The organism is Novosphingobium aquae, assembly GCF_037572715.1.
GTDB classification, from domain to species: domain Bacteria; phylum Pseudomonadota; class Alphaproteobacteria; order Sphingomonadales; family Sphingomonadaceae; genus Novosphingobium; species Novosphingobium aquae.
In genome coordinates this window covers 174,430-190,440 of sequence record NZ_JBBHJY010000002.1, presented here as the reverse complement: position 1 = coordinate 190,440, position 16,011 = coordinate 174,430, and the positions used below count along the sequence as shown (strand labels likewise).

The window sequence follows — 16,011 nt, the reverse complement described above, 5'->3', positions numbered from 1 at the left end:
TCTAGGTTTTGCGGTCAAGGTGATCGCGGATCAGCGGCGAGATTTCGGCGGCATGGCCGCTGAACAGGCCCTCGCTCCACGGCAGGTCAGTGACGACCATGTTCGGCATCAGCCCGCGCGCTCGCGCCGTAATTGGCGACAGCCCTTCCTTGGGGTTGAGCACGAGGATCGGCTGCCTGAGCTTGCGAATGTTCGCGGCGAAGTCATAGGCGAAGGCCGCATCGTGGCCCCAGCCCGAATGGAGCGCATCGCGGTTCATTTCCCAGAATAGCTGCCACGCCGCAGTATCGCCCAGCTCGCTGCGGAAACGGGCGAACCTGCGCCATAGTTCTGGCATGCGATCGGCCGCAGCATCAAGCGTTTCGGGGACGGACCGCTCGAGCCGCTTCTTATAGTCGGCGATTTCCTGCGGGGTAAACATCAGCGCCGAATGCAGCACGATGCGCCCCACCGCATCGGGGCGCTGCCGGGCGAGTTCTACCGCCGTCGCCGAGCCGGTATGGCTGCCGACCACGTCAACCTTGTCGATCCCAAGAGCGCGCAGAAGGTCGCTCATGGCCCCGGCAAAGCCTTCGATCGTCGAACGGTCCCGCGGCCGGTCGGAAAGACCAAAGCCGGGGTTGTCGGGGGCGATGGTCAAGCGGTCCTTGCCCATCTCGGCGAGGAAATTGGTGTAGCCGATCCCGGATCCCGGTGAAGCATGGAGGCAGAGCAGTACTGTCTTGCCGCTGGCGCGGGCTGGCCTGGCGTAGCGATAATGGATCGCGCCAAAGCGTCCCTGCACCATGTCATGGCCGGAACTTGCCCCGCACGCGCCTGTCGCGGCGCTGGCGGATGATACAGCCAGCGCGCCGGCGGCGGTTGTAGCGGTTACTGCGCCAAGGAAGGCGCGGCGGCCAAGTTCGGGCAAGTTCATCGCGCGTCATCCTTAGGGTTTGTATCGCGGCAGGATGCGGCCTGCCTGCATTGTAGCGACAGCTCCGACTCCACCTCACCGCCACTCGGACAGCGGCCCTTTTCGCATCGCCGGATTTCGCCTAAGCGGCTGGCCATGAAGATTGCGCGCCTCTCCGATCTTGCCGACAAGGCGAAGTGCCCCCGGATCGTCATCAAGGTCGGCTCAGCCTTGCTGGTGGATGCCGAAGGTCCGCGCTCGGCATGGATCGAGGGACTGGTCGGCGAAATTGCTGGCGCGCGGGCGCGCGGACAGGAAGTTATCGTCGTTTCATCCGGCTCGATCGCGTTGGGCGCGCGCACGCTCGGGCTGGAGAAGGGCGGGCGCGGCAGCCTGGCCGATGCGCAGGCCGCCGCTGCCGTAGGGCAGATCGCGCTGTCGGGGCTCTGGGCGGAACTGCTGCGCAAACATGGGCTGACGGCGGCACAATTGCTGCTGACGCTTGAAGATCTTGAGGATCGCCGGCGCTATCTCAACGCGACAGCCACGCTGACCCGTCTGCTTGATGCCGGCGCGGTGCCGGTGGTGAACGAGAATGATTCGGTCGCCACCCAGGAAATCCGCTTTGGTGACAACGACCGGCTCGCCGCGCGCGTGGCGCAGGCCGCGCGGGCCAGCGCCGTGCTGCTTCTGTCCGACGTTGACGGCCTCTATGACCGTAACCCCAAGGACCCGGCGGCCAAACTGCTCCCGGAAGTGCGCGGCGTCACCCCGGCGATCCGCGCGATGGCCGATGGCGGCTCTGCCTCGGGCATGGGATCGGGCGGCATGACATCGAAGCTGCAGGCCGCCGAAATCGCCGAACGTGCCGGCATCGCGCTGGTCATCGGCAACGGCACGCACGACGCGCCGATTGCGCGCGTGATCGAACAGGGCATCGGCACGTTGTTCCTGCCGAAAGCCAAAGCCGGCGCGCGCAAGGCGTGGCTGGGCGGACGGTTGCGGCTGAAGGGCACGCTGGTGGTCGATGCCGGCGCGGCAAAGGCGCTGGCCAAGGGATCGAGCCTTCTGGCTGCCGGAATCACTGCCGTCGAAGGTACGTTCCAGCGCGGCGATGCCGTGGCGATCCGCGATGGCGAAGGCACTGCGCTGGCGCATGGCCTCGCCGAATACGATGCCGATGAATGCGCCAAACTGGTCGGCCATCACAGCCGCGCGCATGAGGCGCTGCTCGGTTACGCGCCGCGCTCGGCTATTGTCCACCGCGACCAGATGGTCCTGCTGTGACCCTGGCGGTTACCGGCGCCACCGGCTTTGTCGGTCAGGCGCTGCTTGACCGCGCGGAGCTGGTGCAGCAGCCGGTCCGCGCGCTCGCCCGCCGCAGCCAAGCAGCCCGGCAAGGGGTGGAGTGGATCGCGGGCGATCTTGATGACACAGCCGCGCTCGACCGCCTGATGCAGGGGGCAGAGGCCGTTCTCCATATCGCCGGACTGGTCAGCGCCCCCGATGCTGCCGGGTTCGACGCGGCCAATGTGGGCGGCACGCTGAACGTGATCGAGGCGGCTAAGCGCGCCGGTGTGCAGCGCCTGATCTTCGTCTCCTCGCTGTCGGCGCGCGAGGCGCACCTGTCGCTCTATGGCGCGTCGAAGGCCCGCGCGGAAAAGCTGGTCATGGCCAGCGGGCTCGATTGGACGATCGTTCGCCCGCCGGCGATCTACGGCTTCCGCGACAAGGAAATGCTCGACCTGTTCAAGGCGGCGAAGTGGGGCGTGATGCCCATGCCGGGCCGCGAGGGCCGGGCAAGCTACATCCACGTCGAGGACCTCGTCCGGCTGCTAATGAAGCTCATCCCCGGCGGCGAGGCAGTGACCGGCAAGACTTTCGAACCCGATGACGGCCGCGAGCAGGGCTGGAGCCACCGCGAGATTGCCCGCGCAATTGGTTGGGCCATGGGCAAGCGCCCTGTGATTGTGCACCTCTCGTCCGCATGGTTGCATCGCGCGGCACGCTGGGGCGGCAAGCTCACGCGCGGGCGTTTCAAGCTGACGCCTGACCGCGCCTGCTATATGGCGCACCCCGATTGGGTGGCAAGTTCGAGAGCCAAAGTACCAGAATCACTATGGAAACCGATTGTTCCGACGCGCGAGGGGCTGAAGGCTACGGCCAAGTGGTACCGCGACCAAAGCTGGCTGTGATCGTTTGCCGATAGGCCGATAGGCTTGCCCGTCGTCCAACCGGTCCGTTTCGCCGTGGCGGCAGCGCAACCGAAGGCGCACAAGGGCTTCAACAATTGGGTTGAGGAGTCCGAACGATGTCCACTTTAATCAAGGCCGGCGCCGACGACGCCAAGCGATACTGGCTCGACGAGGGCCGCGGCGACAAGGGTGGTTTCATCCGCGAGGTCGACTATGCCGCCAATGCACGTGGGCTCGATCCGCTGTTTGAAGGCATCAAGATTGTCGATTGCGACACGCATTTCACGGAACCAGCGGACTTGTGGGTCGATAATGCGCCCGCCGGCATGAAGGCTAAGATGCCTCATGTCGAGCGCATCGGCGAGGCGGACAAGTGGGTTTGTAATGGCCGCGATTTTGGCAGCCTGGGCGGCAATGTCATCGCCAAAGACAAGAACAAGCTGCTCGGCAAGCTGGCCTTCCAGCGCTACGAGCAGATCGCCCCGGGTTCCTATGACCTCAAGGAACGCCTCAAGGACATGGACGACATGGGCATCTGGGGGCACATCTGCTTCCAGAACGGCGGGGTGACCCAGGCCGGATCGCTCGTCGCTCTGGAAGACGATGCGTTAGCGATGGCGATCATCGAGATCTACAACGATGCCTGCAAGGACCGCATGGACGCATCCGGCGGCCGCGTGAACTGCATGGCGACGCTGCCCTATTGGGACAAGACGCTGATGAACGCCGAGATGCGCCGCGTCGCGGACCTCGGCATCAAGGGCGTGGTCCTGCCCGACCGGCCTGAGCGCTTGTCCGAAGGCTATCTCGCCGAAGGTGGCGGAATTTCGCCGTTCTGGGAGGAAGTGTTCGAGATCTGCCATTCGCAGAGCATCCCGATCAATTATCACCTCAACTCCTCGCTCGATGCCGAAAGCGCGATGTGGAACAACCTCGGCTTTGACCAGCGCCTGCCGATTTCCGCGCTGATCCACCACATCGGCTGCGCGGCGACGATGTCGAACTTCATGGTCTCAGGCCTGCTCGACAAGTATCCCAACCTCAAGATCGGCCTGATCGAAAGCGGCGCGGGCTGGGTGCCGTTCTGGCTGGAAGGCATGGAGCACCAGCTCAGCGAGTTCCGCACGACGATCAACCGCGGGCTGCAATTGTCGCCAACCGAGTATTTCCGGCGCAATTTCTGGGTCAGCTTCTGGTTTGAAACCATCGCGCCCACCAAGCTGCTCGACGACATCGGCGCCGATCGCATTCTGTTCGAAACCGATTACCCGCACCCGACCTCGCTTTATCCCGGCGTGCAGGACAAGCTGGTTTCGGTGCTGGGCCACCAGCCTTACGAAACGCGCAAGCTGATCCTGCAGGACAATGCGAAAGCGCTCTACAACCTGCCGATCTGAGCCGGATTAGGCGGTTTGTAACGCGGGATGTAACCTCTCCTCCGGAGTGACGAGTCGTGAACACACGCGGCTGTCGACTCTGGAGGGATGATGCCATGAAGAAGATCATGCTGCTGGTCGCAATTGCGGCCGTTTCTGCCTGCTCCAAACCTGAACCCGCTGCCGAAGCTGAAGCAACGCCTGTTGCGGTTGCCAGCGCCGAGGCCAACATCGCGGCCGATGGCAAGAGCTCGGTCGGGAAATACAAGATCACGCTGGCCAATGGCGACGTCGTCATGGAAGAGGTCAAGGCCGACGGAACCTATGCCGACATGGTCGATGGCAAGGTGATCGAGACCGGCAAGTGGGTGCAGAAGTCACCCAGCCAGTACTGCTACACCAAGGACAAGCCCGAAGCGGTCGAGGAGTGCAACGCTGAAAAGGTCGAGAACGGCGTCTGGACCAGCACGAATCCCAAGGGGGAAACCTCGAAAGTCGAACGCGTAGAGGGCTGATGCCTCTGGCAGGGCGAGTGCCGGCGATCACCGGCACTCGCTCACCTGACTAGAAGACCGGATCGTAACCCGGGGGCAGATCGCGCTCGTCGTCGCTGAATGCGCCCGGTACGTGGATGCCGCATTCGGTCTTGTCCCAGCCCTTCCAGCGGCCCGAGCGCGGGTCCTCGCCGGCTGCGACCTTGTGCGTGCAGGGCGAGCAGCCGATCGAAGGGTAACCCTCAGCCACCAGCGGGTGCGCCGGCAGGTCGTGGCGCACGAAATAGGCGGCAAGATCGTCGGACGACCAGTCGGCCAGCGGGTTGATTTTCAGTCGGCCATGCGCGTCGGACGTGTCGATCTCGAAGCGGGGCAGCCCGGCGCGGGTGGCGGACTGGAAGCCCTTGCGCCCGGTGATCGAGGCATCGAAACGCTCGATCGCGCGGGCCAGCGGTTCAACCTTGCGGATTTCGCAGCAGCCATCGGGGTCATAGGACCAGCGCAGCCCGCTTTCGTCCCGCGCCTTCAACTTGTCCGCATCGGGGGTGAGGACTTCAAGCCCGGTCAGGCCAAGCTGCGCCACCAGTGTATCGCGGTAGGCCAGCGTTTCGGGAAAGTGCTTGCCCGTGTCGAGGAACAGCACCGGAGTGGCAGGATCGATGCTCGCAACAAGATGAAGCAGAACAGCACTTTCCGCGCCAAAGCTCGAAACCACGGCAATATCGCCGGCCATGCGTTCGCGCAGCACCGTGCCGAGCATTTCGGCGGTGTCCGAGCCGCGAAACAGCCGGTTGAGCTGCACCGCTTCGGATTCGGTGAACCGAGGGCCGGTGTCGATCCGGTCAACGAGGCGCTTCGGCACGGTCACGGCGTCAGCCATGCCTCTTGGCCCAGACGGGCGCGCGGCCGTCGACCGTTGGCTGATAGACGTCGGCATAGCGCGCCATGGCGGCTTCGGCGTCGGCCGTGTTGAGCGGATGTTCGGGCGCGAAGCTGTCAAACCCGCAGCGGCGCATATAGGCGAGCTGGTCGACCAGTACGTCGCCCACGGCGCGCAGTTCGCCAGCATAGCCAGCCTCGCGCAGGATGCGTGCCGCCGAATAGCCGCGCCCGTCGGTATAGGCGGGGAAATTGACCTCTACGAGCTTCAGCCGGTCGAGATAGGGCAGCAGGACGCGCGCATCGTCACCCGGTTCGATGCGGACTGCGGCGGCGTTGGTCTGGTCACCGAACGAATCGACGGTCACGGCCGGATCGCCGGCGGGTTCGTCAGCGCGGTAGCGGAACTGGGTTTCAACCATTGACCGATTCCTTTGCATAGATCGCTTCCTTGAACGGCGCCATGCCGAGGCGGCGGTACGTATCGAGGAAGCGTTCGTCGCCCTGCTTGTTGGCGAGGTAGAGATTGGTCGCCTTTTCAACGGCATCGACAATGCCGTCTTCGTCAAAGCCGGGGCCGGTGATCTGGCCGAGCGAGGTGTCCGCGCCTTCGCAGCCGCCGAGCAGGAGCTGGTAGTTCTCCACGCCCTTGCGGTCGACGCCGAGGATGCCGATGTGGCCGGCGTGGTGATGGCCGCAGGCGTTGATGCAGCCCGAAATCTTGAGCTTCAGCTCACCGATTTCCTGCTGCTTGCCAGCGAAACGCTCCGAAATCTTCTGCGCCACCGGGATCGAGCGGGCATTGGCGAGGCTGCAATAGTCGAGCCCCGGGCAGGCGATGATGTCACCCACCAGGTCGAGGTTCGCCGTGCCGAGGCCAGCCGCGTCGAGCTTTTGCCAGAGCGTGGAGAGATCGGCCTTGCGGACATGCGGCAGGACGATGTTCTGGGCGTGAGTGACGCGCAGTTCGTCGAACGAATATTCCTTCGCCAGGTCAGCCATCAGGCGGATCTGGTCGCTCGTCGCATCGCCCGGAATGCCACCGACCGGCTTCAGGCTGATCGTCGCCGAAAGGTAGCCGGGCTGCTTGTGGGCAAGACAGTTGTTGTCCACCCACAGCGCGAAATCGGGGTCACTGCGGTCAAGATCATCGCTCGCCGACAGGTCATAGGCCGGATCAGTGAACTGCGCCTTGATACGTTCCAGTTCGGCCAGCGGCGGCTCGATATTCTGGGTGAGCAGGTGGGCGAACTCTTCTTCGACCTGGCGAGTATATTCATCCTTTCCAAGCTCATGGACGAGGATCTTGATACGCGCTTTGTACTTGTTGTCGCGGCGGCCGTGGCGGTTGTAGACGCGCAGGCAGGCCTCGGAATAGGTGATCATCTGGTCGAGCGATACGAAGTCGCGGATCAGCGGCGCGATCATCGGCGTGCGGCCCATGCCGCCGCCAACGTAAAATGCGCAGCCCAGTTCACCCGCGTCATTGCGGACAATCTGGATGCCGATGTCATGCAGCCGCATCGCCGCACGGTCGGTGTTGCTGGCGATCACCGCCATCTTGAACTTACGCGGCAGGTAGCTGAATTCCGGGTGGAAGGTGGACCACTGACGGATCAGTTCGGCATAGGGACGCGGATCGACCACTTCGTCGGCGGCGGCCCCGGCGTACTGGTCGGACGTGGTGTTGCGGATGCAGTTGCCGCTGGTCTGGATGGCGTGCATCTCAACCTTGGCGAGATCGGCCAGAATGTCGGGCGCGTCGTCCAGCTTGATCCAGTTGTACTGGATGTTCTGGCGCGTGGTGAAGTGACCATAGCCGCGATCGTATTTGTCGGCGATGTCACCCAGCATCCGCATCTGCGCGCTACTCAGCGTGCCATAGGGCACGGCGACGCGCAGCATGTAGGCGTGCAGCTGGAGGTACAGCCCGTTCATCAGGCGGAGCGGGCGGAACTGTTCCTCGCTCATCGAGCCATCAAGGCGGCGGCGGACCTGGTCGCGGAAATCGGCGACGCGGGCATCGACCAGAGCCTGGTCGTATTTGTCATACTGGTACATCAGATCACCCAGTTGCCGGCAGCAGGGTCGGCAGGCTTGAGGGAAAGGTCGAGGCGGACGGTCGGGCCGAGCGCGCGAATGCGATCCTTGATATGACCGGGGCGAATGCCGTCAGGCCCTTGTTCGCCATCGATCACATAGGGAGCGACAACGCGGCGGGCGGCATTTTCACGCGCGGCAATTTCTTCGCCGTGCTCGCCGACATCGGCGGCATCGGCAACGTGCAGCGACCAGCCGCTGCCGTCCCACCAGGTGACGGCACCGCTATTCAGGTCATTGCCGGTCAGGATCTTCATTGGGCAATCTCCAGCGCAAAGGTGCGCAATTCGTTTTCCGGCTGAGCCGTGACATGGCCGATCACGATCAGCGCCGGGCTCTTGATCTTTTCGCGCGCGACGAGGTCCGCGAGGCCGGCAACAGGCCCGCGCAGCACGCGCATGTTCGGGCGGCTGGCGTTCTCGATCACCGCGAGCGGGGTTTCGGGGGCGAGGCCATCGGCCATCAGCTTTTCGGAAATCGCCTCGCTTGTGGCGACGCCCATGTAGATGACCAGTGTACGGCCCTTGCCGGCAAGGCCGGACCAGTCCTGCTCGGTCAGGCCCTTGCACTGGCCGGCGACGAAGCTGACGATCGAGGCGCTGTCGCGGTGAGTGAGCGGGATTTGGGCTGCGGCTGCCGCGCCCATTGCGGCGCTGATGCCGGGGACGACCTGAACTGCAACGCCGGCAGCGCGGCAGGCCTCTGCCTCTTCACCGCCGCGGCCGAAAACGAAGGGATCGCCGCCCTTGAGCCGGACGACATCGTTGCCGGCGAGGGCTTCGCGCACCAGCAGGGCATTGATCGCATCCTGCGCCATGGTGTGGCGCGAGCGGCTTTTGGCGACCGACACCAGCCGCGCGGCAGGGCGGGCGAGGGCGAGGATTGCCGGATCGACCAGTCCATCATGGACGATCAGGCCCGCCTGCATAACCAACCGCGCAGCGCGCAGGGTCAGCAGGTCAGGATCGCCGGGGCCGGCGCCGACGAGGTGAACCGTGCCGGTGGAAGGGATACTTTCGCTCATGCTGGACCAGATGGTCCGCGCCGACGCGCATTGCCAGCGAGAAAGCCTTTGAAACGGCTTAGTTCAACTTTCTCTTTGGCGTTTTGGCTTTGGGCTTGGGTTTGGTCCCGAGATCGTTGGCGCCGGACTTCTCGATTGCCTCGGGAGCCTGACTCTCGGCAATGCGCGCGATTTCGGCCAGTTCCTTGGGCCATTCGCGGATGTGGACGTCGTGCTGGGCGTAAGGCACCTCGATGCCATTGGCGACGAAGGCCTTCCACACGGCTTTCAGCAGGTCAGAGCGCAGGTTGCCCAGCCCCTCTTCGGGGTCGTCGATCCACATCTGCACTTCGAACTCGATCGCGTTCGATCCGAAGCCATGCAGCCAGACCTGCGGGGGATTGCGGTTGAGCACGCGTTTCAGCGAAAGCGCCGCCCCCAGCAGGACCTTCTCCACCTTCTCGATATCGCTGCCATAGGCGACGCCGACCGGCACCTTCACCCGCACGTCGCGCGAGGAGAAGGACCAGTTTTCGACCTGGTTGGTCATCAGCAATTCGTTCGGAATCAGGAATTCGATCCTGTCGCGCGTGGTCACGGACACGGCGCGGATGCCGATCTTGTTGACCTGGCCGACCGTCTTGTCCGACCCGGTGCCGACCGCGATAACGTCGCCCGGCTTGATCGAGCGGTCCATCAGCAGAATGATGCCCGAGATCAGGTTACCGAAGGTTTTCTGCAGGCCGAAGCCGACGGCAAGGCCGAAGGCGCCGGAAAACACGGTCAGCGCGGTCAGGCTGATGCCCAGGAAATCCACGCCGGCCAGGACCAGTCCGACCCAGACCGCGATGCTCACCAGCTTTTCGCCGAGCAACTGCTGCGTTGCATCGAGCCGGGAAATTCGGCGGAACGAACGCCGGACCAGCGCCGTCATGACCCGTCCGGCGATAACCACGGCAATGCCGACCGCCAGCATGATCAGCGCGCGATAGACCGAGACGCGGTAATCGCCGACGTCGAAGCCGATCAGGTCAAGCTGCCGGGCGATCTCGTTCAGGTCTGCGCGGATGTTCATCAATTACTCCGAAGCGGCGCGCCAGGCGGCCATGGCCTGATCAAGGTCGGCGATCAGGTCCGCCGCGTCCTCAAGCCCGACCGCCAAGCGCACGGCAAACTGGTCAGTGTGCGCCATATCCATCGGCGGCCACAGGGTGACCGTGCGGATAGAACCGGGATCGGCGGGGGTGACGAGGCTTTCGAATCCGCCCCACGAATAGCCGATGCCGAACAGGGTCAGCGCATCGATGAAGGCATTGCGGGCTTCCGCCGTGCCGCCGCGGAAGGCGAAGCCCATCAGGCCGCAGGCGCCGGTGAAATCACGCTTCCAGATGTGGTGCCCCGGACTGTCGGGCAGCATCGGGCAGAACACACGAGTGACTTCAGGCCGCTCTTCAAGCCACTCGGCAATGGCAAGCGCCGTAGCGGCCGAGCGTTCGAGCCGCATCGCCATGGTCCGTAGCCCGCGCAAGGCGAGGCTGGCATCATCAGGCGAGACGACCTGCCCGGTCAGCTGTGCCATCCGGCGCAGCGGGGCGTACCATTCCTCTGTCGCGCTGACGCTGCCCATCATCAGGTCCGAATGTCCGCCGACGTGCTTGGTCAGGCTCATCACCGAAATGTCGATGCCATGTTCGTGCGCGGTGAAGCCGAGCGGCCCGGCCCAGGTATTGTCCATGATCGTCACCACGCCGCGCGCCTTGGCCAGCCGGCAGGCGGCCGGAATATCCTGCATTTCCATCGTCAGGCTGCCCGGAGATTCGAGCAGGACGGCGCGGGTGCGCTCGCAGAACGCCTCGTCGAGCGCGCTGGTTTCAAGCGGATCGAAGAAGCGGGTTTCGACGCCGAAATCCTTGAGCAAGGTCTGGCCAAGCGCGCGGGTCGGCTCATAGGCGTGGTCGCTCATCAGCAGGACGTCGCCGGGGCGCAATACGGTCAGAAACGCGCCGGTCAGCGCAGCCACACCTGAGGGGTACAGCATGGTGCCAGCCGCCCCCGGCTCCAGCCCGGTCAGCGCATCGCATAGCGCCCATTGGGTCGGCGAACCGCGACGGCCATAGAAAAAGCGCCCGTCGCAATTGTTCTTCGGCCCTTCCTTCAGCGCCTTGGTGTTGGGGTAAAGGTGAGTCGAGGCGCGCCAGATCGGCGGGTTGACCACGGCCGAGGGGTGGCCTTCAACGCCGGTCCATTCGCCCCGGCGGCCGGCATGGGTGACCCGGGTTTGCGGGCCGAGCTTGGTCTTGCCTGTCTTGTCGTCGTTCATATCAGGCGCTTTTGGCCTCTCCGGTTTCCTTGGGGGTGTCGGGATCGGCGCCCCACTCGGTCCACGATCCATCGTATAGTGCAACGTCCTCCTTGCCGATCAGGTGCAGGCCAAAGGCAAGGCAGCAGGCCGTGACGCCGCTGCCGCATGACGTGACGACCGGGCGCGACAGGTCAACGCCCGCCGCAGTGAACGCCTCGGTCAGCGCAGCCGCGTCCTTCCATGTGCCATCTTCATTGAACAAAGTGGCGAAGGGGACGTTGAGCGAGCAGGGAATGTGTCCGCTGGCAAGTCCGGGGCGCACTTCGGGATCGGCGCCGGTGAAGCGGGGCTTGCCGCGCGCGTCGACCAATTGTTCGGCCTTGCTGGCGATATTGGCTAGCACCTGCGCCTTGCTGCGCAGCTGCCCTTCGTCGCTCCAGGTCGTATAGTGGCGGCGGCGCTGCTTTTCCTGGCCGGAAGCGAGCGGGCGGCCTTCGGCCTTCCACTTGGCGATCCCGCCATCGAGCAGCGCAACGTTCTGCGCGCCGAACAGGCGCAGCATGAACCACGCGCGGGCAGAGCTTTTCACCGCGCTATCATCATAGATCACGATGCGGCTGCCATCGCCAAGGCCGAGCGCCTGCATTCGGCTGGCGAACTTGGCGGCGCTGGGCAGCGTGTTTTCGATCGGCGCGTCGCTGTCTACCAGATCGCTGAGGTCCATGAATACCGCGCCGGGAATGTGCGCGGCGAGGTATTCGGCCTGCGCATCGCGCCCGGTTTCCGGCAAGTGCTTACTGGCATCGACGATCCTGAGATCGCTCGCCCCCATTTCGGCCGCGAGCCACTCGGTCGTCACAAGACTGTCCATCGGCGCACGCCTCCTCCGCGTTGCGTCAGTTCAGGGTTAGCCTCGCAGTTGCGAGCCGTCGAGGGGGAGAAAGTGGCTTAGTGAACCATCCGGGAACTTTGTTGCACTGCGGCAACTATCGCGGCTGGCGGTCAGGCGGCGATCGGCTGGCGATCGACCTGCCGCTGGCTGATCTTCGCCCAGACGCGCGGCCCCAGATCGAGCCTGAACGGCAGCAGCGCCGCCTTAGCAACCGGCGGCGTTTCTCCAATGGCAAAGGTGGCGAGCGTCGTGACCTCGTCCGCCTCAACACGAAAGCGCGCGAGCGGGATGTAGAGCAGCGCCGATCCGGCCTGAATCGGCTTTATCGAGGACAGCGGCACACGGAATTCTCCGCGCAGTTCGGCCTGTTCACCCGGCGCGATCACGCCAATATCGTCGATCAGTTCGAGCGGCTGGCCATCGGTGGCAAGCTGCTGTTCGACCGGCAGCGAGCCGTGCGCGGCGATCATGTCGCCTGCCACCATCACCGGGCCAAGCGGCGTGTCGCCCCGGTTCTCGACGATCAGCCGCCATGACAGCGAAGCATTGACCAGCGTGGCGCTCATCCGCCCGACATCGAGCGAAATGGCCAAGGTGTCGCCGCTCCACTGGGCAGGGTCGGGGATAGGAGCCGTGGCCGGAGCCGGAGCGGCCGGTTTGGGAGCCGGTGCGCGCTTGGCAATTGGCGGTGTTTCCGCAAGGACGGGCGGCGCTTCGGCTGGAGCCTCGGCATAATCCTCGTATTCGGCAGCCTCGCCGCGCTTGCCGCGCAGCATGAACCACAGGCCGGCGAGGACGATCAGGACCGCCGGAATAGCTAGCCACCACAGGTCGAACGGCAGCGCCTTGCCCGCGTTCGGCGAAGGCTCGGACGTTTCGACAACGACGGGCGCCTGCGCTTCGGTTGAGGAACCGACAAGCGGCGCTTCGGCGTCAGGCGCATTGACGGAAGGCGTGGATGGCGATCGGGTGGCCGATGTCGCTGACGCATTGCTGCGCGGCTGGGCAGCAGTGCTCGGCCGCGCGGAGGGCGCTGACGAAGGCGTGGAGGCGGCGGGGGCAGAGGTGGCGGTCGCGGCGGGGCTGGGTGTGGCAACCGGCTGCGTCGGAGTCGGGCTGGGCGTTGGCGTAGCAGGGCGGACGACCGGTGCATCGCGGTCAACCGGGCCTTGCGCCTGCGTGGTCGGCGTTTCCTTGGGCTGCAGACGGAAATCGCCAACCGATTGCGCCATGACTGGCGCCAGCGTCGTGCACAGCAGTGCCAGTACGCATGCAAGACCTGCGCGCCTGATCCCTGCCATCGTCTTGAAACCCCGATTCATGCCGTCTTTCGCCTGTGTCCCCGCTTCTGCCGGGGGGCGCTGAATAGCGGGTGAATTGGGCAAGGCAAACCGCTGACTTGTGCAATCGCACAGATGACGGCATGCGAGCGGCATGAACGACACACTCTCTCCGCTCCACCTCGGCCAGAACAGCGCGCTGCCGGCATCCCCTGAGGCCGCCGTGCTGGATTACGTGCCCAACCCGCGTGCTGGCAGCCTTTTCCTCGTGCGCTTTGCCGCGCCGGAGTTTACCTCGCTGTGCCCGGTGACCGGCCAGCCAGATTTCGCGCACCTCGTGATCGACTATGCGCCGGGTGATACGATCGTCGAATCGAAGAGCCTCAAGCTGTTCCTCGGATCGTTCCGCAACCATGCGGGCTTTCATGAAGATGTGACCGTGGGCATCGGGCAGCGCCTGTTCGATGAAATGAAGCCCAGGTGGCTGCGCATCGGTGGTTACTGGTATCCGCGCGGCGGCATTCCGATCGACGTATTCTGGCAAAGCGATGCGCCGCCGGCCGGCCTGTGGGTGCCCGATCAGGGCGTGGCCGGCTATCGCGGGCGGGGGTAATTAACGGCAGGCTTTGACCAGCCGCTGCACATCCTCGAAATCCTGATAGAGCCCGAAGCCGATCCGCAGGACGTCGGCGCGCCGGTCGATGACAATGCCCTTGGCGGATAGCCGTTCCTGCCATTTTTGCGCGTCCGGCCCGCGAAAGGCGATGAAGCGCGGGGCGCGGGGCAGAGCTTCCATGCCAGGAAGCGGGCGCGCCGCGGCGAAGGCGTCCATCAGCCCGTCGCAATATCTGGAAATGACCGGGGTATCGAGCGATTCAGCGGCCAGCATCCGGCGCACGCCATTGAACCGGTAAAGCCCTGCGGGATCGAAGGTGCTGCCCAGAAACCGCAGGCCATCGGGGGCATAGCCGACACCGCCCAGCTGCGCTTCAAGGCTGTCAAAATCCGCGAACCAGCCGGTGATTTCGGGGCGTAGGGCATATCCCGGCGGGGCGTGAAGGAAACACACGCCTTCGCCGGCCATCGCGTATTTGTAGCCGCCAGACAGGTAGAACAGGCGGTCTGCCACTCCGGAAAGATCGGTCGGCTGGGCCATGAACCCGTGATAGCCATCGATCACCACCCATGGGCCATGGGGCCCGGCGAGGGCGGCGAACTGGTCAATGTCGCCCAGTCGTGCGCCGGTGTTGAACTGGATCTGGCTGGCGAACAGCAGGTCGAACCCGCCGCGTGCTGCCCGCTCGGCAAGCTCTGCGAGCGGCACGGTTTCCAGTGTGATTCGCCCTGCCTCGGCCCAGCGCATGGCTTGGCGGCGGAACGAATGAAACTCGCCGTCGCTCGCCAGAATGTGCGGCTTCGCCATCGGCAGGGCCGAGACGATCCGCACCAGCAGGTCGTGTGTGTTGGGCGCAAAGGCGATGGTGGCCGGATCGGGCAGGGATAGCTCGCTCGCCACGTGGCGCTGCGCCTCGGGCAGGACCTCGCCGAAGATCCGGTCCCACTTGCGGTCGGCCATCCGCGCGGCATCGTCCCATGCTTCCATGTGGCCGTCATAGCTGGCATCGGGCCACAAGTGATGGCTGTGCGCGGCAAAGTGCAGCCGCTGTCGGTTGGCGGCGAGCGCGCGGGCGAAGAGGTACTGGTAGCTCACAGGCCAAGTCTCACAGGCTGGTCCTCAATGACCAGAGTTCGGGAAAGGCGCGTTTGCCCAGCGTCGAATGCAGGTAGCTGGCCCCCGCCGTGCCGCCGGTTCCCGGCTTGCCGCCGATGACGCGTTCGACGGTGAGGACATGCTTGTGCCGCCATGTCGCCATGGCATCGTCGAGATCTACCAGTTTCTCAGCGAGTTGGTAGAGGTCCCAGTAGCGCTGCGTATCGCGGTAAACCTCCAGGAAGGCGGCCTCGACTGCCGGGTCGGCCTCGTAAGCCTGCGAGAAATCGCGCGCCAGAACGTGGTCCGGAATAGCAAGGCCCGCGCGGGCAGCGGCGGCTATGGCGAGGTCCCACAGGCCGGGCGCGGCGAGTGCGCGTTCCATCGCGGCCTGCGCTTCGGGACGGTCGTCCTGAAACCGCAGAAACTTCCCGTCTTTCAGCCCAAGCAAGTATTCGACCGTGCGAAACTGGTCCGACTGGAAGCCCGAACTGGGGCCGAGCACATGGCGGAAGCGGGTGTAATCGCTTGGCGTCATGGTCGCCAGCACGTCCCAGCTCAGCGTCATCACCGCCTGGATGCGGCTGACGCGGGCCAGCGCCTTGTAGGCTGGGATCAACGCATCGGCGGCGACCTGATCCATCGCCAGCCGCAGTTCGCGGATCATCTGCTTGAGCCAAAGTTCCTTGGTCTGGTGGATGATGATGAACAGCATTTCGTCATCAAGGTCGGACTGCGGATGCTGGCTGCCGAGCAGCTTGTCGAGCGCGAGATAGCGCGCGTAGGTCATTGGTTGAGAAGCAGGGGGTTTTGAATCGGATGGTCCGTCTGTCGTCATGTCCCGGACCATCCGATTAACTGGTTACAAATGCAAGCAGTTTGCC

General features: G+C 64.6%; 17 protein-coding genes. 5 read left to right on the top strand and 12 right to left on the bottom strand.

The genetic code is table 11. The annotated features are described in order from the left end of the window. Position 1: 1 nt before the first annotated feature. Positions 2-916 carry an alpha/beta fold hydrolase gene (locus tag WG900_RS06225; RefSeq protein WP_339965614.1) on the bottom strand — a complete coding sequence of 305 codons (915 nt, stop codon included), beginning with the start codon at positions 914-916 and terminating at the stop codon, positions 2-4. A gap of 135 nt (positions 917-1,051) precedes the next feature. On the opposite strand from WG900_RS06225, the gene proB reads away from it, so the two are divergent. The 4 genes from proB to WG900_RS06205 all read left to right on the top strand — a co-directional run bounded on the left by proB (position 1,052) and on the right by WG900_RS06205 (position 4,981). After that, the gene (proB, locus tag WG900_RS06220) at positions 1,052-2,182 is read left to right on the top strand and encodes a glutamate 5-kinase (RefSeq protein ID WP_339965612.1); all 1,131 of its coding nucleotides are present in this window, start codon (positions 1,052-1,054) and stop codon (positions 2,180-2,182) included. Further along, positions 2,179-3,090 carry an NAD-dependent epimerase/dehydratase family protein gene (locus WG900_RS06215; RefSeq protein ID WP_339965611.1) on the top strand — a complete coding sequence of 304 codons (912 nt, stop codon included), beginning with the start codon at positions 2,179-2,181 and terminating at the stop codon, positions 3,088-3,090. The genes proB and WG900_RS06215 overlap by 4 nt, the downstream gene beginning before the upstream one ends. A 116-nt stretch (positions 3,091-3,206) precedes the next feature. Next, entirely contained in the window at positions 3,207-4,487 is a 1,281-nt protein-coding gene (locus WG900_RS06210) for an amidohydrolase family protein (RefSeq protein ID WP_339965609.1), read from the top strand. Positions 4,488-4,582: 95 nt separating this feature from the next. After that, on the top strand, positions 4,583-4,981 hold the full coding sequence (locus WG900_RS06205; RefSeq protein WP_339965607.1) for a hypothetical protein: 399 nt from the start codon (positions 4,583-4,585) through the stop codon (positions 4,979-4,981). Between the two features lie 49 nt (positions 4,982-5,030). Here WG900_RS06205 and WG900_RS06200 read toward each other — a convergent pair whose 3' ends face one another. The 9 genes from WG900_RS06200 to WG900_RS06160 all read right to left on the bottom strand — a co-directional run bounded on the left by WG900_RS06200 (position 5,031) and on the right by WG900_RS06160 (position 13,458). Continuing rightward, a complete protein-coding gene (locus WG900_RS06200; RefSeq protein WP_339965605.1) occupies positions 5,031-5,840 on the bottom strand; it encodes a phosphoadenylyl-sulfate reductase in 810 nt (269 codons plus the stop codon). After that, positions 5,833-6,261: a DUF934 domain-containing protein gene (locus WG900_RS06195; RefSeq protein ID WP_339965604.1), complete on the bottom strand. Its 429-nt coding sequence runs from the start codon at positions 6,259-6,261 to the stop codon at positions 5,833-5,835. Before WG900_RS06195 ends, WG900_RS06200 begins: the two co-directional genes overlap by 8 nt. Next, positions 6,254-7,900, bottom strand: coding sequence for a nitrite/sulfite reductase (locus WG900_RS06190; RefSeq protein WP_339965602.1), 1,647 nt, complete (start codon positions 7,898-7,900; stop codon positions 6,254-6,256). The genes WG900_RS06195 and WG900_RS06190 overlap by 8 nt, the downstream gene beginning before the upstream one ends. Next, positions 7,900-8,196, bottom strand: a complete 297-nt coding sequence (locus WG900_RS06185) for a DUF2849 domain-containing protein (protein ID WP_339965600.1) — start codon at positions 8,194-8,196, stop codon at positions 7,900-7,902. The genes WG900_RS06190 and WG900_RS06185 overlap by 1 nt, the downstream gene beginning before the upstream one ends. Beyond that, positions 8,193-8,963: a uroporphyrinogen-III C-methyltransferase gene (gene cobA / locus WG900_RS06180; RefSeq protein WP_339965598.1), complete on the bottom strand. Its 771-nt coding sequence runs from the start codon at positions 8,961-8,963 to the stop codon at positions 8,193-8,195. Before cobA ends, WG900_RS06185 begins: the two co-directional genes overlap by 4 nt. Before the next feature lie 58 nt (positions 8,964-9,021). Beyond that, the gene (locus WG900_RS06175; RefSeq protein WP_339965596.1) at positions 9,022-10,017 is read right to left on the bottom strand and encodes a mechanosensitive ion channel family protein; all 996 of its coding nucleotides are present in this window, start codon (positions 10,015-10,017) and stop codon (positions 9,022-9,024) included. 3 nt (positions 10,018-10,020) lie between these two features. After that, positions 10,021-11,262 (bottom strand): cystathionine beta-lyase, encoded by a 1,242-nt coding sequence (gene metC / locus WG900_RS06170; protein WP_339965595.1) that lies wholly within the window; start codon positions 11,260-11,262, stop codon positions 10,021-10,023. 1 nt (position 11,263) lies between these two features. After that, a complete protein-coding gene (gene sseA, locus WG900_RS06165) occupies positions 11,264-12,115 on the bottom strand; it encodes a 3-mercaptopyruvate sulfurtransferase (protein ID WP_339965593.1) in 852 nt (283 codons plus the stop codon). A 131-nt stretch (positions 12,116-12,246) separates the two neighbouring features. Further along, positions 12,247-13,458 (bottom strand): hypothetical protein, encoded by a 1,212-nt coding sequence (locus tag WG900_RS06160; RefSeq protein ID WP_339965591.1) that lies wholly within the window; start codon positions 13,456-13,458, stop codon positions 12,247-12,249. Between the two features lie 112 nt (positions 13,459-13,570). Here WG900_RS06160 and queF point away from each other — a divergent pair, with 112 nt between their 5' ends. Further along, complete coding sequence (gene queF / locus WG900_RS06155) at positions 13,571-14,029, top strand: preQ(1) synthase (RefSeq protein ID WP_339965589.1); 459 nt, start codon at positions 13,571-13,573, stop codon at positions 14,027-14,029. On the opposite strand, the gene WG900_RS06150 is transcribed toward queF, so the two are convergent. Both WG900_RS06150 and WG900_RS06145 read right to left on the bottom strand, forming a co-directional pair. Continuing rightward, positions 14,030-15,127 (bottom strand): aminotransferase class V-fold PLP-dependent enzyme, encoded by a 1,098-nt coding sequence (locus WG900_RS06150; protein WP_339965588.1) that lies wholly within the window; start codon positions 15,125-15,127, stop codon positions 14,030-14,032. 10 nt (positions 15,128-15,137) lie between these two features. Beyond that, positions 15,138-15,917: a tryptophan 2,3-dioxygenase gene (locus WG900_RS06145; RefSeq protein ID WP_339965586.1), complete on the bottom strand. Its 780-nt coding sequence runs from the start codon at positions 15,915-15,917 to the stop codon at positions 15,138-15,140. Positions 15,918-16,011: the final 94 nt, after the last annotated feature.

Excerpts from the sequence above, each read along its gene's own strand:
- WG900_RS06190 (WP_339965602.1), bottom strand. The coding sequence starts at position 7,900 with ATGTACCAGTATGACAAATACGACCAGGCTCTGGTCGATGCCCGCGTC.
- WG900_RS06185 (WP_339965600.1), bottom strand. The coding sequence starts at position 8,196 with ATGAAGATCCTGACCGGCAATGACCTGAATAGCGGTGCCGTCACCTGG.
- WG900_RS06145 (WP_339965586.1), bottom strand. The coding sequence starts at position 15,917 with ATGACCTACGCGCGCTATCTCGCGCTCGACAAGCTGCTCGGCAGCCAG.
- WG900_RS06175 (WP_339965596.1), bottom strand. The coding sequence starts at position 10,017 with ATGAACATCCGCGCAGACCTGAACGAGATCGCCCGGCAGCTTGACCTG.
- proB (WP_339965612.1), top strand. The coding sequence starts at position 1,052 with ATGAAGATTGCGCGCCTCTCCGATCTTGCCGACAAGGCGAAGTGCCCC.
- sseA (WP_339965593.1), bottom strand. The coding sequence starts at position 12,115 with ATGGACAGTCTTGTGACGACCGAGTGGCTCGCGGCCGAAATGGGGGCG.
- WG900_RS06195 (WP_339965604.1), bottom strand. The coding sequence starts at position 6,261 with ATGGTTGAAACCCAGTTCCGCTACCGCGCTGACGAACCCGCCGGCGAT.
- WG900_RS06225 (WP_339965614.1), bottom strand. The coding sequence starts at position 916 with ATGAACTTGCCCGAACTTGGCCGCCGCGCCTTCCTTGGCGCAGTAACC.
- metC (WP_339965595.1), bottom strand. The coding sequence starts at position 11,262 with ATGAACGACGACAAGACAGGCAAGACCAAGCTCGGCCCGCAAACCCGG.
- cobA (WP_339965598.1), bottom strand. The coding sequence starts at position 8,963 with ATGAGCGAAAGTATCCCTTCCACCGGCACGGTTCACCTCGTCGGCGCC.
- queF (WP_339965589.1), top strand. The coding sequence starts at position 13,571 with ATGAACGACACACTCTCTCCGCTCCACCTCGGCCAGAACAGCGCGCTG.
- WG900_RS06200 (WP_339965605.1), bottom strand. The coding sequence starts at position 5,840 with ATGGCTGACGCCGTGACCGTGCCGAAGCGCCTCGTTGACCGGATCGAC.
- WG900_RS06205 (WP_339965607.1), top strand. The coding sequence starts at position 4,583 with ATGAAGAAGATCATGCTGCTGGTCGCAATTGCGGCCGTTTCTGCCTGC.
- WG900_RS06210 (WP_339965609.1), top strand. The coding sequence starts at position 3,207 with ATGTCCACTTTAATCAAGGCCGGCGCCGACGACGCCAAGCGATACTGG.
- WG900_RS06160 (WP_339965591.1), bottom strand. The coding sequence starts at position 13,458 with ATGAATCGGGGTTTCAAGACGATGGCAGGGATCAGGCGCGCAGGTCTT.